General features: G+C 49.8%; 13 protein-coding genes. 8 read left to right on the plus strand and 5 right to left on the minus strand.

Features of this window, described 5'->3' with window-relative positions:
• Window positions 1-437: 437 nt before the first annotated feature.
• From gcvP to Q0882_RS00965, 4 genes are all read right to left on the minus strand, one after another.
• Entirely contained in the window at window positions 438-3,332 is a 2,895-nt protein-coding gene (gene gcvP / locus Q0882_RS00950) for an aminomethyl-transferring glycine dehydrogenase (RefSeq protein WP_299176754.1), read from the minus strand.
• A 200-nt stretch (window positions 3,333-3,532) separates the two neighbouring features.
• Window positions 3,533-3,922 (minus strand): glycine cleavage system protein GcvH, encoded by a 390-nt coding sequence (gcvH, locus tag Q0882_RS00955; RefSeq protein WP_299176757.1) that lies wholly within the window; start codon window positions 3,920-3,922, stop codon window positions 3,533-3,535.
• Between the two features lie 70 nt (window positions 3,923-3,992).
• The gene (locus Q0882_RS00960; protein ID WP_299176760.1) at window positions 3,993-5,297 is read right to left on the minus strand and encodes a serine hydroxymethyltransferase; all 1,305 of its coding nucleotides are present in this window, start codon (window positions 5,295-5,297) and stop codon (window positions 3,993-3,995) included.
• A gap of 36 nt (window positions 5,298-5,333) precedes the next feature.
• Window positions 5,334-6,713: an L-serine ammonia-lyase gene (locus tag Q0882_RS00965; protein WP_299176761.1), complete on the minus strand. Its 1,380-nt coding sequence runs from the start codon at window positions 6,711-6,713 to the stop codon at window positions 5,334-5,336.
• A 299-nt stretch (window positions 6,714-7,012) separates the two neighbouring features.
• On the opposite strand from Q0882_RS00965, the gene Q0882_RS00970 reads away from it, so the two are divergent.
• The 8 genes from Q0882_RS00970 (at window position 7,013) to Q0882_RS01005 (ending at window position 14,737) form a co-directional block, all read left to right on the plus strand.
• Complete coding sequence (locus tag Q0882_RS00970) at window positions 7,013-7,645, plus strand: XRE family transcriptional regulator (protein ID WP_299176763.1); 633 nt, start codon at window positions 7,013-7,015, stop codon at window positions 7,643-7,645.
• A gap of 384 nt (window positions 7,646-8,029) precedes the next feature.
• Window positions 8,030-9,415, plus strand: a complete 1,386-nt coding sequence (locus Q0882_RS00975; protein WP_299176766.1) for a sodium:alanine symporter family protein — start codon at window positions 8,030-8,032, stop codon at window positions 9,413-9,415.
• Window positions 9,416-9,588: 173 nt separating this feature from the next.
• A complete protein-coding gene (gene gcvT / locus Q0882_RS00980; protein WP_299176769.1) occupies window positions 9,589-10,704 on the plus strand; it encodes a glycine cleavage system aminomethyltransferase GcvT in 1,116 nt (371 codons plus the stop codon).
• 127 nt (window positions 10,705-10,831) lie between these two features.
• Window positions 10,832-11,767 (plus strand): lipoyl synthase, encoded by a 936-nt coding sequence (gene lipA / locus Q0882_RS00985; RefSeq protein WP_299176772.1) that lies wholly within the window; start codon window positions 10,832-10,834, stop codon window positions 11,765-11,767.
• 12 nt (window positions 11,768-11,779) lie between these two features.
• Window positions 11,780-12,379, plus strand: coding sequence for a sarcosine oxidase subunit gamma family protein (locus Q0882_RS00990; protein WP_299176774.1), 600 nt, complete (start codon window positions 11,780-11,782; stop codon window positions 12,377-12,379).
• A 26-nt stretch (window positions 12,380-12,405) separates the two neighbouring features.
• Window positions 12,406-13,344, plus strand: a complete 939-nt coding sequence (locus Q0882_RS00995) for a homoserine kinase (RefSeq protein ID WP_299176777.1) — start codon at window positions 12,406-12,408, stop codon at window positions 13,342-13,344.
• Window positions 13,345-13,646: 302 nt separating this feature from the next.
• Complete coding sequence (locus tag Q0882_RS01000) at window positions 13,647-13,925, plus strand: hypothetical protein (protein WP_299176780.1); 279 nt, start codon at window positions 13,647-13,649, stop codon at window positions 13,923-13,925.
• Window positions 13,926-14,089: 164 nt separating this feature from the next.
• Window positions 14,090-14,737 (plus strand): TatD family nuclease-associated radical SAM protein, encoded by a 648-nt coding sequence (locus Q0882_RS01005; protein ID WP_299176783.1) that lies wholly within the window; start codon window positions 14,090-14,092, stop codon window positions 14,735-14,737.
• 99 nt (window positions 14,738-14,836) lie between these two features.
• Here the strand turns inward: Q0882_RS01005 and ptsP are convergent, their stop codons facing one another.
• Entirely contained in the window at window positions 14,837-17,065 is a 2,229-nt protein-coding gene (gene ptsP / locus Q0882_RS01010) for a phosphoenolpyruvate--protein phosphotransferase (protein WP_299176785.1), read from the minus strand.
• Between the last annotated feature and the right edge of the window lie 51 nt (window positions 17,066-17,116).

Below are 17,116 nucleotides of genomic sequence, written 5' to 3' on the forward strand. Positions count from 1 at the left end.
GCACGTTTCGCGGTGGGGACACCGCTCCTACGGGGTTCAAACCTAAATTGAGATTGCAGAGTTCCCGTTCAGGCAGAGCCCGAACAGATAATTACCATTTCTGAAACCGAGGTATTATAGGCAAAAAAAACGGGGCTAAATTAGCCCCGCAAAAGCGTCCAGCTGATGCTGGAAGCACACCAATACAAATAAGGATTCCCGAAATAAACAGCGTTGCTTACTTGAGAAATCCCACTTTTGTGAGAATATGTTCAAAGGTGCAGCTACCGAATGACTTCGGCAGCTGCGCTGGGGCGGCAGACAAACCCCATGTGCTTATCTGCCAGTGACAGGAGACCAGCGCGCAGTGTGGCCTCCTGCCACTTACTCCCCCCATGACACCAGGTCACAGGGGCAGAAGTTTCAGGTTTCGACTTTTTAACCTGACAACTTGCTCGTTAGTCCTGGTACGCTTCGATACCCGGGCATGAACAGATGAAGTTACGATCACCGTAGACGTTGTCGATACGGTTAGACGTTGGCCAGAACTTGCTCTGACGCGTCGCTTCATTCGGGAAGACCGCCTCTTCACGGCTGTATGGACGCTCCCATGCAGCACTCATAACATCCGCCTGAGTGTGCGGTGCGTTGCACAGCGGGTTGTTATCCGCAGGCCACTCACCACTCTGCACTTTCGCAATCTCTTCACGAATCTGCACCATCGCATCAACAAATCGGTCGATCTCAGCTTTAGATTCAGACTCAGTCGGCTCAATCATCAGCGTGCCGGCAACCGGGAAGGACATGGTTGGCGCATGGAAACCGTAGTCCATCAGACGTTTAGCGATATCTTCCTCGGTTACACCGCTCTCCTCTTTGATTGGACGAATATCAACGATGCACTCATGCGCAACTTTGTTATTACGACCGCGATAGAGAACAGGGTAATGTTCAGCCAGTTTTTCCGTCATGTAGTTAGCATTCAGGATCGCCATCTGAGTAGAGGCTTTAAGGCCTGATTTACCCAGCATCACGTTGTACATCCAGGTGATCGGCAGAATCGATGCAGAACCGTAAGGCGTCGCTGCAACAGCACCATTTTCTGGATCTAAGCCTTCAACCGGGCTGACCTTGTGGCTTGCCAGGAACGGTGCCAGATGGCTCTTAACGCCGATTGGACCCATACCCGGACCACCGCCACCGTGTGGGATGGCAAAGGTTTTGTGCAGGTTCAGGTGGGAGACGTCGGAACCGATCACACCCGGCTTGGAGATACCCACCTGTGCGTTCATGTTTGCGCCGTCCATATACACCTGGCCGCCGTTTTTGTGGATGATCTCGCAGATCTCGACGATATCTTCCTCGTACACACCATGAGTGGACGGGTAAGTGATCATCAGGCAGGAGAGATCATCTTTGTGCAGTTCCGCCTGTGCACGGAGATCAGCTACATCAACGTTGCCGTTCTCATCACACTTGGTCACGATGATCTTCATATCCATCATCGCCGCCGACGCTGGGTTGGTACCGTGAGCAGAAGATGGGATCAGGCAGACGTTACGGTGCCCCTCTCCAATCGATTCCTGATACTTACGGATCGCCAGCAGACCTGCGTACTCACCGGATGCACCGGAGTTTGGCTGCAGAGAGACTTTGTCGTAGCCGGTGATCTCAACCAGCTGATCTTCCAGTTCATTCAACATCTGCATGTAACCCTGTACCTGATCAACAGGTGCAAATGGGTGGATGTTGGCAAACTCTGGCCATGTGACCGGGATCATCTCTGCGGTTGCGTTCAGTTTCATGGTGCAGGAACCCAGTGGGATCATGCCATGAACCAACGAGTAATCTTTGTTTTCCAGCTTCTTCATGTAGCGAAGCATGTCCGTTTCGCTATGGTAGCTGTTGAATGTCGGATGGCTCAGGATCGCATCTTCACGACGCATCTCTGCGCTGATACCGGTTGCTGCGCCTGCAACAATCTCAGCATCCAGATCGGCAATCGACAGTCCGTGGTCAGCACCCAGAATCACCTCAAGTAGCTGCTCAACATCGGCAACGGTGGTGGTTTCATCCAGACTGATACCCAGCTTATCGCCACCGCTCTGACGGAAGTTACAACCTGCATCAAGTGCACGCTGATAAACGTCGGCAGCTGTTTCCGGCAGTGTCACAGTCAGCGTATCGAAGTAGCTATCGTTAACCGCCACGCCTTTCGCTTTAAGGCCGTTAGCCAGCAGTGCAGTCAGGCGATGAACACGCTCAGCGATTGTCTTCAGACCTTGTGGGCCGTGGTAAACCGCGTAGAAAGAGGCCATGTTGGCCAGCAGTGCCTGAGCCGTACAGATATTGGACGTCGCTTTCTCACGACGGATATGCTGTTCACGGGTCTGCATCGCCATACGCAGTGCCTGATTACCGTTGGCATCGATAGATACACCGATGATACGGCCTGGCACAGAGCGTTTTAGTTTTTCAGAAGAGGCGAAGAACGCCGCATGAGGACCACCAAAGCCCATCGGCACACCGAAGCGCTGCGAGGAACCCAGTACCACATCTGCACCCAGCTCACCCGGTGACTTCAACAGCACCAGTGCCAGAATATCTGCAGCAACGGAAACCATCGCTTTCTGGCCTTTAGCCGCATCGATCACCGCTTTGATATCGGTGATATCGCCGTAAGTACTTGGGTACTGTAGCTGAACACCGAATGGATCAGCCGCTTCCAGATCGGTCAGCGGGTTACCCACGACGATGTCGTAACCGAAATATTCAGCACGGGTTTTGATCACATCCAGGGTTTGTGGATGCACATCGTCAGCCACAAAGTAGGTGTTAGTTTTCTTGCGGTTTGAGCGTTTGCAAAGCGTCATCGCTTCCGCAGCAGCGGTCGCCTCATCCAGCAGGGACGCATTCGCCAGCTCCATACCGGTCAGGTCCATTACCATCTGCTGGAAGTTCAGCAGGGCTTCAAGACGACCCTGTGCAATTTCAGGCTGGTAAGGGGTGTATGCGGTATACCAACCCGGATTTTCCATCACGTTACGCAAAATAACGTTAGGAACCAGGGTATTGCTATAGCCCATCCCGATATAGGATTTGTTGACTTTATTCTTGTCAGCCAACTGTTTGATGTAAGCCAGTGCGTCTGCTTCAGTCGCACTGTCAGTCATATCCAGAGCATCATCCAGACGGATGGAATCAGGAACTGTCTGAGTAATAAGTTCATCCATAGAACCAAGGCCTAAAGAGGACAACATAGCCTTAGTCTGCTCGGCATCAGGGCCGATATGACGACGGGTGAAATCAGTCGTCTGCTGAAGATCACTCAATGTACGAGTTTCAACTGCCATAACAATAACCTGTGGTAACACGAGGATTTGAAAAACAACTTCAAATCCAATCAATTAAAGAGTGCGAAGCGGTCCTGCACTACCCCTTCGCGTATGCTGAAAAGCGCTAACGCTTTTCCAGAATCCTGATCGGGGGACAGTGAGGGTCAGCGAGCAACAGGCTGATTAGACCTGCCAAATGCTGCTCACCCTCAAGCCGATCAGTCTTCTTCAGCAATCGTTGCTGCGTACGCTTCAGCGTTCAGCAGTTTTTCGAGCTCAGATGCATCAGACAGCTTGATCTTAACGATCCAGCCACCTTCATACGGCTCTTCGTTAACGGTTTCTGGTGCATCTTCAAGATCTTCGTTCACAGCAACCACTTCACCTGTTACCGGTGAGTAGATGTCGGAAGCCGCTTTAACAGACTCAACCAGGGAGAACTCTTCACCCGCTTCTACTTCACGGCCTACTTCTGGCAGCTCTACAAATACAACATCACCCAGCAGCTCCTGCGCGTGATCAGATACGCCCAGCGTGATCGTGCCGTCGCCATTGTCCAGAACCCACTCGTGGCTTGGTGCGAAAAGGTAGTTAGTTGGAATGCTCATAGTAATTTTCCTTTAGCTTGTTCGTTACACAGGTTCTTATCGATACTTTCTAACTATCTGTATCGACAAGTTAGCGATACAGTGGGAACTTCTTGCACAGCTCTTCAACCTGCGCACGGACTTCCGCTTCAACTTTTGAATTGTCGTCTGGATTTGCCACCAGGCCATCCAGAACATCGCTGATCAGATTACCGATCAGACGGAACTCTTCAGTGCCGAAACCACGACTGGTGCCTGCCGGTGTACCCAAACGGATACCGGAGGTGACCATCGGTTTTTCCGGATCGAATGGAATGCCATTCTTGTTACATGTGATACCTGCACGTTCCAGGGCTTCATCAACAACATTACCTTTCAGGCCTTTCGGACGCAGATCCACCAACATTAGATGAGTGTCAGTACCGCCAGTAACGATATCGCAACCACGCTCAACCATCACAGCAGCCAGTACTTTAGCGTTCTCAACTACCTGATTGATGTAGGTTTTGAATTCAGGCTGTAGCGCTTCACCGAAAGCAACCGCTTTCGCAGCGATAACGTGCATCAACGGACCACCCTGCAGACCTGGGAATACAGCAGAGTTGATCTTCTTACCGATATCCAGATTATTAGACAGGATCATGCCACCACGCGGGCCACGCAGCGTTTTGTGAGTCGTGGTTGTCACAACATCAGCGTGTGGCAGTGGGCTTGGGTGAGCACCGGTCGCTACCAGACCTGCGATATGTGCCATATCAACGAACAGGTAAGCGCCGACTTTGTCAGCGATCTCACGGAAACGTGCAAAGTCGATCTCACGTGGAATCGCAGAACCACCCGCAATAATCATTTTTGGCTGGCACTCAACCGCCAGCGCTTCAACTTCATCGTAATCGATACGGCTATCTTCACGAGATACGCCGTACTGAACAGCGTTGAACCACTTACCAGACAGCGCAGGACGTGCACCATGAGTCAGGTGACCACCGGCATCCAGAGACATACCCAGAACCGTATCGCCTGGCTGCAGCAGTGCCAGCATAACCGCACCGTTCGCCTGAGCACCGGAGTGAGGCTGTACGTTTACAAATTCACAACCAAACAGCTCTTTAGCACGCTCGATAGCCAACCCTTCCGCTTTATCAGCGTACTCACAACCACCGTAGTAGCGGCGGCCCGGATAACCTTCAGCGTACTTGTTTGTCAGTACCGTACCCTGCGCCTGCATAACCGCTTTGGATACGATGTTTTCAGAGGCGATCAGCTCGATCCCCATCTCCTGACGTTCGAACTCTTCATTCACTGCAGACACCAGTTCAGCGTCTCGGCCTGCCAGATCTTGGGTAAAAAATGCTTCGCAAACAGCGTCGTTGCGATACAGATCACTGTGACTCATGATTGTTATTCTCTAATTAAGTTTTATTACGAAGGATCAGCAGGCAACCACATTTACTGCGAGCCCACCTTGTGAGGTTTCTTTATATTTGTCCTGCATATCGAGACCGGTCTGACGCATCGTTTCGATCACCGAATCCAGTGATACGTGATGCTCACCGTCTCCACGCAGGGCCAGACGAGCAGCATTAATAGCTTTAACAGCGCCCATCGTATTTCGTTCGATACAAGGAACCTGAACCAGACCACCAATCGGGTCGCAGGTCAGTCCCAGGTTATGTTCCATTCCGATCTCAGCTGCGTTTTCAATCTGCTGGCTGGTGCCACCCATAACAGCGCAGAGAGCCCCCGCAGCCATGGAACAGGCAACACCGATCTCGCCCTGACAACCGACTTCGGCAGCAGAGATAGATGCATTCTTCTTATAAAGCATGCCGATCGCAGCAGAGGTCGCCAGAAAATCAAAAATACCCTGCTTATTGGAACCCGGCACAAAACGGTCGTAGTAAGCCAATACCGCTGGAATGACACCTGCCGCACCATTGGTTGGCGCTGTAACGACGCGCCCACCGGCTGCATTCTCTTCATTCACTGCGATAGCAAACAGGTTCACCCAGTCCATTACCGTCAACTGATCTTTCAGCGCGGCTTCAGGGCTACCTTTAAGCTCTTCATAGAGCTCGTGTGCACGGCGCTTAACATTCAGGCCACCCGGCAGCATCCCCTCTTCAGCGCAGCCACGACGAATACAGTTATCCATCACTTCCCAGATATTCCAGAGGCGGCTTTCAAGCTCCTCCTGAGTTCCCCAGGTTAACTCATTCGCCAGAATGAGCTCTGCGATGCTTTTACCCTCACTTTCACAAAGCGCCAGAAGTTCAGCACCGTTATCAAAATGGTAAGGCAGTTTAAAAGCGGGCTCTGCTTTTTTACCCTGACCCGCTTCAGCGTCACTCAGGACAAAGCCACCACCAACCGAGTAGAAAATATTGTCGTGCACAATCAGGCCCGCTTCATCGTAAGCCTTGAAGTGCATTCCGTTGGGATGCTTCGGGAGGGATTCACCGAAGTTAAAAGGAAGGTCTGATTCCGGATTAAATGGAATCATCTTTTTTCCCGCCAGATTGATCTGGCCGGATCTCTTAATTTCATCGATGTATACAGGGACAAGATCAGGATCAACCAGGTCTGGCTTCTCGCCCATTAAGCCGATCATCACGGCAACATCCGTAGCATGACCTTTACCCGTCATCGCCAGAGAGCCGAACAGACCCACATGGACAGATGCGACCTTTTCAAATACGTCGCGCTCGTTCAACTCATCTAGAAACCGGTTCGCTGCAACAACAGGACCCACGGTATGAGAGCTGGATGGACCAATACCGATTTTATATAGATCAAAGATACTTAATGGCACGTCACCATCTCCACAGCGGTCGATCCGCTCTTTTTATTATTTATCACCGTAGAGAGCACTATTCGCTCTCTACCTATTCACCCTGCATCACAAAAAAACTGAACACTAATTGATCAATTTCCCGTTTATGTTTTTCAGACTAGCAGCGACTTTTTCCAAAATCAACAAAAAGTTTCCTATAAGAAACTTATTTTCTAAAAGTTTCTTTTGTACATATAGAGGTATATCATTTTCCCTATCGGGCCGATGAGCTGGTGCCCTACTCGACAAACCCAGCAGAGCCCACTGAGGATCAACCGATGTCAGACCAACCCTCATTCCTTATCCCCAATGCAAAATTGGAGATCGCTAAACAAAACACCGAGGCACAAGTGGAGCCCCTTGAGCTGGGTGCCCGCGTGAGAGAATTAAGACTGAGTCAGCAATTAACACTGGAAGAGGTCAGCCAGTTAACCGGGCTGGCACGCTCAACCCTTTCCAAAATTGAGAACGAACAGATATCGCCAACCTTTACCGTAGTAAATAAGCTCGCTTCCGGACTCAACATCGATATTCCACAACTGTTTACTCAGCCGGTTAAGGAGAGCCACCACTGCTCCGGACGGCGGGATATCACCCGTCAGGGCGAAGGTAAGCCACACCCAACAGCTACGTACGAACATGAGCTACTGGCCGCAACCCTCACCCGTAAGAAGATGATCCCGTTCAAGACCACTGTCCGCACCCACTCCTGGGATGAGTACGAAGACTGGGTCAGACATGACGGCGAAGAGTTCCTCTACGTGCTCAAAGGCAGCATCATGTTCTACACCGAGTTTTATGAACCGGTTGAGCTGTTTGAAGGCGATAGCGCTTATTACGACTGTGAGATGGGACATGCCCTGATATCCACCAGCGCAGAAGATGCAGAAGTTCTCTGGGTGACCGCTTAGGTCGGCCCCCCCTTTTGGTACCCTCCAAAGCAGCCAATATCAGATTTAGCTCTTTATGAATTTTTTCTATTCGGCTTAACCACCTGTTTTTATTGAAGAAACGCTCAATACATTAAAAAAACTCGTCTATTCGATAAATTTTTCTCAATTTTTTGATTGAAATAAATTTCCTCATGCGCTAGCTTTGTTTCCTATTGGAAACTTATTCCCAATAAGGATCCATTTTCTACTTTTCCTTCCCTTTGAAGAAAACAGTAGAAAATAGATCACGGTGCTTTAAGTCCGATTATAAGTTGAAGCGTTCCGCCCCGGTGGTTGTGCAGAGACATATAAGAGTCCAAGAGCAAAGCAAATAAAAATAACAATCCTATGGAGTCCAGGTTTATGGAAACATTAACCTCTATCATTGGCAGCATTAACGGTATCGTTTGGGGTCCGATGATGCTTGTTCTCATCCTTGGTGTGGGTCTTTTCCTCATGCTGGGGTTACGTCTGATGCCTATTTTCAAATTAGGCACAGGTTTCAAACTACTGTTTGAAGGCCGCAACACCAAGAAAGGTGAAGAAAAGGATGGTGAAATCTCGCCATTCCAGGCATTGATGACAGCACTTTCCGCTACGGTCGGTACCGGTAACATCGCAGGTGTTGCGACCGCCGTTTTCCTGGGTGGCCCAGGTGCACTCTTCTGGATGTGGTGTACCGCACTGGTTGGTATGGCCACAAAATTCTCCGAAGCCGTTTTGGCCGTTAAGTACCGTGAAGTTGATGAAGAAGGTAACCACGTAGGTGGCCCGATGTACTACATCAAGAACGGTCTTGGCTCAAAATGGGCATGGCTGGGTACCGCATTTGCGATCTTCGGTGCCGTTGCCGCATTCGGTATCGGTAACACCGTTCAGTCTAACTCCGTAGCTGATGTACTTCAGGCTAACTTCGGTCTGGATGTCTGGGTTACCGGTGTCATCCTGATGGTTCTGGTTGGTGCCGTTCTGATCGGTGGTATCAAGCGTATCGGTGCAGTCGCCGGTTCTCTGGTTCCTCTGATGGCGATCGCGTACCTGGGTGCTGGTATTGTTGTATTGGCGATCAATGCTGAAGCAATTCCAGCAGCGCTGGATCTGGTCTTTACCTATGCATTCACAGAATCTGCGGCTGAAGGTGGCTTCGCTGGTGCTGCTGTATGGGCAGCTATCCGCTTTGGTGTAGCACGTGGTGTTTTCTCCAACGAAGCGGGTCTGGGTTCTGCGCCTATCGCTCATGCTGCATCGCAGACTAAAGATCCTGTTCGTCAGGGCCTGATTGCGATGCTGGGTACATTTATCGATACCATCATTATCTGTTCTATCACCGGTCTGGTTATCATCACCTCCGGCGAGTGGACTTCAGGTGTATCGGGTGCAGCACTGACCTCCGCCGCATTTGCAAATGCGCTGCCGGGTATTGGTAACTATCTGGTTGCTATCGCATTGGCTGTATTCGCCTTCACTACCATTATCGGCTGGTCTTTCTACGGCGAACGCTGTGTTGAGTTCCTGTTTGGTGTGAAAGCGATTAAACCTTACCGTCTGCTGTGGATCATTGCGGTTCCAGTGGGTGCGACAACAGGTCTGGATTTCATCTGGCTGGTTGCAGACACGCTGAACGCGATGATGGCTATTCCTAACTTGATCGCACTGGCACTGTTAAGCCCAGTGGTGTTCAAACTGACTCGAGAGTTCTTCGCCCGTAACGGCGCACCGGCTGATACAACTGGTGACCAGAAAGCGTAATAACTGAGTGTCAGTGCCGGGCCCTCTTTCCAGGGTCCGGCATTATCCCCCGAAGTAACTTGTTGAAAAGGTTCCGGCTGCACACTGAGCTTTTTCTACAGATTATCTTTAAAAATAAATTCGCGGCCTCGCTTAGCGAAGCCTGCATAAGAACAAGCACGATGGAGAACAACATGTCCGAACTGAGCAAAACGCCTCTATACGACCTGCACATTGAACTGGGTGGAAAAATGGTACCTTTCGCAGGTTTCGAAATGCCGGTTCAGTACCCATTAGGTGTAAAAAAAGAGCACGTACACACACGTGATCACGCGGGTTTATTTGATGTATCCCACATGGGTCAGGTCAAGCTGACAGGTGAGAATGCTGCCGCTGAACTGGAGAAACTGGTACCTGTCGATATCATCGACCTGCCAGCAGGCAAGCAGCGTTATGCCCTCTTCACCAATGAAGAAGGCGGCATCATGGATGACCTGATGGTCACTAACTACGGTGATCATCTGTATGTGGTTGTTAATGCTGCATGTAAAGAGCAGGATATTGCTCACATGCGTGCCAACCTGGGTGAAGGCGTTGAGCTTGAAGTGCTGGATGACCGTGCACTGGTTGCACTGCAGGGCCCGGAAGCTGCACAGGCTCTCTCCCGCATCTGCCCTGAAGTGAATGAACTGGTATTCATGGATTCCCGCCACATCAACATCGATGGCGTTGATTGCTTCGTCAGCCGCTCGGGTTACACCGGCGAAGATGGCTACGAGATCTCTATCCCATCTGCCGATGCTGATCGTCTCTGCCGTCTGTTCCTGGAACAGCCAGAAGTAGAGTTCATCGGTCTGGGTGCGCGTGACTCTCTGCGTCTGGAATCAGGTCTGTGCCTGTACGGTCACGACCTTGACCAGACAACAACTCCGATCGAAGGCAGCCTGATCTGGGCGATCAGCAAATGTCGTCGTGCCGATGGTGAACGCGCAGCGGGCTTCCCTGGCGCAGAAAAGATTTTGAGCCAGATCGCTAATAAAGATTACACCCGTAAACGTGTTGGCCTGATTGCATCGGGTAAAGCACCTATTCGTGAAGGTGCTGAACTGGTGAATGCTGATGGCGAGAAGATCGGTGTCGTAACCTCCGGTAGCTTTGGCCCAACTGTCGGCAAGCCTGTCGCGATGGGTTACGTAGAAACCGCTTACTCCGCCCTGGAAACTGAAGTCTTCGCACTGGTTCGTGGTAAGCAGATGCCTATGGTTGTTTCTAAAGCACCCTTTATCGAACAGCGTTACTACCGCGGTTAATCTGAAAGATTTATTCACGGCTAATCCGTCCTGACCCTACTAACGAACTTAGTAAGGCATTGGGGACCGAGCTCCTTCCCATTGAGCTCGGGCTCCCCCTTTTTAATACATTACCTGAGGTGGCCCTATGGAACTGATTCCATTACAAGAGCTGAAAGGCGAATCTAAAATGTCCCGCCTGCGTCATAAACCCGACCCAGAGCGTAAACGTTTACGTAAGCCTGAATGGATCCGAATTGACGCGCACTCCAATGCGAATGTCAAAAAGGTGAAAAAGCAGCTCCGCGACCTCAAACTGCATACCGTTTGTGAGGAAGCCTCCTGCCCTAATCTGGCAGAGTGCTTCAGCCATAAGACAGCCACCCTGATGATTATGGGTGCGATCTGTACCCGCCGCTGCCCATTCTGTGATGTGGCACACGGCAGACCGATGCAGCTGGACCCTGAAGAGCCGAAAAATGTTGCGTCTACCATCCAGCAACTCGGTCTGAAATATGTCGTTATCACCTCTGTGGATCGTGACGATCTACGTGACGGAGGTGCAGCCCACTTTGCCGAAGTAGTCAAAGAAGCCCGTGCAATCAGTGACACGCTGAAAGTAGAGATCCTGGTGCCCGACTTCCGCGGCAAAATGGATCTGGCGCTGGAAAAGCTTTCTACCCATATCCCAGATGTACTCAATCACAATATGGAAACCGTACCGCGCCTTTATGACCACGTGCGCCCAGGTGCCGACTATCACTGGTCACTGAACCTGCTCTATCAGTTCAAACGACTCCACCCGCAGGTAGATACCAAGTCTGGCCTGATGGTGGGATTGGGTGAAACCAAGGAGGAGATCATCGAGGTGATGAAGGATCTTCGTGCGAATGACGTGGATATGTTAACGATCGGCCAGTACCTCCAGCCAAGTAAGTACCACCTGGCAGTAGAGCGCTATGTAACACCTGAAGAATTCAAAGAGTATGAAGAGATCGGCTATGCGCTGGGCTTTAAAAATGTAGCCAGCGGACCGATGGTTCGCTCTTCTTACCATGCTGACCTGCAAGCGAAAAGTCTGTAAAGGAGAAAGGAAATGGCATTACAGCATGACGTTTCACAGCCCCTTGCGGGCGGCACACTGGTCCACCTGAATGTGCAGGCTGCGGTAGACACCGATAGCCGTATCAGCAGCATCATTGTACGTGAACGCCCCTTTATCGGTGATCTTGGCTTAGACACGGAACCGGATGATAAGAATCTGCTGATTGCGATTGGTGAGGTCATGGGTGTTGCCCACCCGCTGACCGTCAACCGTATCTCCTGCATGGGTCGTCTTGCTATTTTATGGATCAATGAGAACCGCTGGTTGGTTCTTCCACCTGCCGGTGCGCATGAATCTATATATCAGGCACTGCGCGAGACCTTCGGTGAAGACCTTAAGCTGGAGACCACTCAGGAGGGCCAGCTCAAAGCCCACCTGAATAAAGCAGCAACCCACTATCTGCTGAGCAGTTCCAATACTCAGCAGTTCAGCCACCTCCCTGTGACGGAAGAGGAGCTGACCAATGGCATTACCATCATGTCACTGCATGACACGCAGGATTACGACATTCTGGTCCGTAAGGGCTGCGCTGAAAGCTTATGGCAGTGGTTGCAGCAGAATACCGGCTCACACAAAGCCCTGAACCACTAATACGGGAATAAGGATTCCACATACATATGTCTGTCTACACCTCAGTCAGCTTCACTGAATTAGAAGCCTACCTGAAAGCTTATTCTGTAGGTTCCCTCATCGGTTATGAGGGGATCAGTGCAGGCGTAGAGAACAGTAACTTCTTTGTGGAAACCGATCAGGACCGCTTTGTTCTGACACTGGTTGAATCCGTACCCGCTGACCAACTGCCCTTTATCTTAGGGTTGGTCGACCACCTGGCGAATCAGGGTCTGCCCTGTGCTGAACCGATCCACCTGAATAACGGCGATCTCTTTGGTACGCTGAATCAACGCCCAGCTGTCCTGATGAAGTGCCTTAAAGGCGCTCCATTAAACAAGCCCAATAAAGAGCAAGCGGCCGTGATCGGTCAGACTCTGGCGCAGTTCCACCAGCTATCATCGCAACTTGAGATCGACAACTATATCCATATTCCACAGTGGTGTACGGAGCTTGCTGCCCGCGTATTTCCACATCTGGACAAAACACAGCAGGCTCTTTTACAGCACAACTTGATGGAAGCGGGCGAGATCGATTGGACGACACTCCCAAGTGGTCCCGTACACGCTGACCTCTTCCCCGATAATGCTATGTTTGACGGAGACAACCTGACCGGGCTGATCGACTTTTACCACGCCTGCTCGACCCCCTATCTCTATGATCTCTCCGTGACACTGAACGCCTGGTGCTTTGACGAAAGCACAACCCAGTTTGATAACCAGAAAGCGCAACAGCTACTCAGCCAATATCAGGAGATCCGCCCCTTAGATCCGATGGAAGAGGATCTATTACCGGCTATGATGAGAACCGCAGCCATGCGCTTCTGGTTATCCCGATTACGGGATTACCATTTCCCCGCAGACGGGGAAGATGTGACACAGAAAAATCCACTTGGAAAGCAGCGTTTGTTACAGCTTCTGAACGACCAATCTCCCGCTCTGCTGTAACAAAAAAATTATTTTCTAGCCATCCCCACTTCAGTGCAGATGCACCAAAGTGGGGTTGCTGTTATGCACCACCCTGCCAGCCCTTAAATCACGCGATTCTAGTTCTTGAATGCAAATCAACTTTCGCATTCGCAGCATGAATAAAACTAATATTTGCGCTACTTTAGGTGAATTTTTATCCTCCTAACGTATTAGAGAAACCTCGAATCCTCTCCTACACTCATCTCTACCGGTTTAGAGAGAGGCCGGGTAACCGAACATTTTGAAAGAAAAAAGGCCTGTAAAAAGGTAGAGGAAGAGAGATGCTAACGTACGAAGAATGCCTTGAGCTAAGTGACCTGACAGCTGACGAAGTTGACGCAATTGCCGAACATGAGCATATGGATCCGATGATTGCGATGGCACTTGGCCACTATATGATCACCCATGCAGGAGAGCAGAAGATCAAGCGCATTATTATGGACGATATTGAGAAAGCGCAGCGGGACCGTAATTACGCGCATGCAGAGATGTTACAGAAAGTTTTACAACACTTTATAGCGACTCATCCGGAGCACTCCCCTTCCCGGGCAGCCGCTTAACAGGATTTCATAGCAATACTGATTGACCCCTTCCCCTTCGATACCGGTTACGGGTGCGTGAGCACCCAAAACCGGGTCACTTTTACCCATCATTGATAAGCATCAACCTGCACAGATCCTGCTAATGCTATAGTTCTTTTTTATTCCTACGGATCACACTCTGAATGCCTCAAGCTCGACCCAATCCAGCCAAGCGACACACCCCAAGTGATCATCACGACAGCTATATCTATCAGATTCGCAACAGTCTCTATATCAATCTGACCGATCGCTGTACCTTAACTTGCCAATTTTGCCCAAAGCATAACGGCAGTACGGAGGTGAAAGGCCATGAGCTCTATCTGAGCCAGCGCCCCGAAGCCGAACAGATTATTACGATGATTGGTGACCCTACACGCTATGATGAGGTCGTTTTCTGTGGCTACGGTGAACCCACCCTGCGTCTGAAAGCCCTTTTACAGATCGCTCGCTGGGTAAAGGTGCAGGGTGGAAAAACCCGGGTCAATACCGATGGTTTAGGAAGCCTCTTCCATAAACGGGATATAGTGCCCGAACTGGCAACCTGTATCGATTCACTCTCCATCTCCCTGAATGCGCAGAATGAAGAGACCTATCAAAAACACTGTCTGCCCAGCCTGCCAGGCTCCTATGAAGCAGTTAAGCAGTTCATCAGTCGAGCTAGCGAACTGATTGCCGATGTTCAGGTATCTGCGATCAATGGTCTCGAGGGGGTCGACGTGATCGCCTGCCAACAGATTACAGAAGCCTGTGGTGCAGAGTTCAAACAGCGCGAACTGGATGTTGTGGGCTAATACTCACCATTTTTCTGATAAAGGTAACTTCGCCAAGATGACTCTGGCAAAAACTGGAAGGTAAGCACCGCTTTGTGTCTAGGGAGCTCTAAGCTGTTATTAATGCGAAACAGCTAACTTACTTAAAAAAATATCGAGCTCTTTCTTGATGGCTGTACTTGAGCGTAGTTTTCTGACCTGATCCGCTAAGTCTTTACACTGGCTGGCTTCTAAGTTTCTGATCAGCTTCTTTATTCTAGGTAGTTGCGCTGCACCCAGGCTGAGCTTTCTGATCCCGTAGCCAATCAGTAGAACAACAGAACGGGGATCAGATGCCATCTCACCGCAAAGGCAGATATCCAGCTTTGCAGTGTTTGCCAGGTCCACAATTCGCTTGATCTCATGCAAAATGGCAGGATGTGTTGAATCAAATAGCCCGGCTACTCGGGGATTATTTCTATCGACCGAAAGCAGATACTGGCAGAGATCATTTGAGCCAATAGAAATAAAATCAAGTTCTTCAGCCCATAGGGGTATTTGCGAGATTGCTGCAGGGACTTCAATCATACATCCCACTTTGGGCATCTCGACTTGCAAACCTTCAGATTTAAGCAACTCTATCGATTCTGTAATTAATGCTTTGAAGCTTTGAATTTGCTCCAAATCTGACACCATTGGAGCCAGGATATGTAACCCCTGATAACCGATCGAAGCCCGCAGTATAGCTGTCAGTTGGGTACGAAAAATCGCCGTATTGTCCAGACAGAAACGGATACCTCTCCAACCTAAAGCCGGGTTTTGTTCATCTTTAATTGGGAAATAGGGAAGCTGCTTATCGCCACCAATATCCAGTACCCGAACAAAAACAGGCTGATCTGCAAATGCTGAAAACAACTCTTTATAAATGGCCACCTGCTCTGTTTCAGTAGGAAATGCAGAGCATGACATGAAGGGGATCTCTGTACGGTATAAGCCAATACCCTCAGCACCACTTTGCAGGCTAGGTTCCAGATCATTAAGCAGCCCGCTATTAGCCAGAAGATGAATTCTGGCTCCATCCAGGGTTAAAGCTGGTAGATCTTTGAGTTCTTTTAATTTTTCATTCTCACGGTACTGATGCTTAATCAAACCACGATATTCTCTGCAGAGAGAATCGCTAGGAAATCTGATGAGTTTGCCGCTATCCGCATCAACGATCACCCTCTCGTTCTCTTCGAGTTGCAGCTGCCCACCCAAGCCCAGTAATGCTGGGATACCAATCGCATTAGCCAAAATGGCGGTATGGGACATCAGAGAGCCCTCTGCACATAAGATTGCCAGCACTTGCCCTTCACCAAACAGAGCAATATCGGATACGCTCACCTCATTGGCAAAAAGAATCACTGGATGATCAGGTATCGTATGGCGATTACCTTCAACCTCGTCAATCACTCGGATAATCTTATTGCCCAGATGAAGCATATCCTCTGCACGGGAGGCTAAGTACTCATCTTCGATTGCTTCAAATGCTTCCACCAGCGCCATCACCGTTTTCTTAATCGCGCCGGCCAGGGTCAAACCTGACTGAAGTTCAGTATCCAGAGAGTGGTTAAAAGCACTGTCATCAAGCAGCAGTTGGTAGATATCAAAGATACCAATAATCTCTCCAGCCAAAGCACTTTTAGCAACCTGAGACTTTTCCTTGCTCAACTGTGTTTTGACTAGCGCCTTTACCTGCTTCCATTCAGCTTTTGTTTTAGACGGATTAGCCCCCTCTTCTATCTTAACCTGATCAAGAGATGGCAGAGTCAACAGGTGCACCGCTCCAACGGCAATTCCTTTAGCTCCTTTGAGCCCCTCAATCGAGAGGTTCACAGAAGAGCTTTTTTCAAGGACTTTTTGACTGGGTAGAAGCCAGGCGAGTTGGGCCGCGAGTGTGACCAACAAAGCTTCCAGTTGAGGCTCAAGTACCTCCTCTTTTTTTGATTGGACCACTAATCCACCCAAGCAGATTCCCTGTTTGATCAGCGGTACGGCACAAAAACTTTTAAAGCGAAGTTCTCCTGTCGAGGGAACAGGTTCAAACTCATGCTCCTTTTCAGCATTCGCAACATTAACAACCGACTTGGTTTCTATTGCTTTACCGATTAAGCCTTTACCTGTTGAAAGGGAAACAGGTTTTTTTGATATCAATCCATGGGAAGCATAAAGTGTGGGCTCATTTTTTTCATTCAGTAGATAAACGCTGCACACATCAACGGCCAACATTCCACTAATCGAATCTACAATCTCTCTCAATTGTGACTCAGGGTCAGACACGTCGCTGACTTTACGTAGCAGTTGTGACATCTGAAGCAGCAAGCTGTCCATGTGAACTCCTTAAAAAGCTGGCAAGCCCCTAGTTATCTAGAGTAGTTCATG

The sequence above is a fragment of the uncultured Neptuniibacter sp. genome, from assembly GCF_947498015.1.
Lineage (GTDB): Bacteria > Pseudomonadota > Gammaproteobacteria > Pseudomonadales > Balneatricaceae > Neptuniibacter.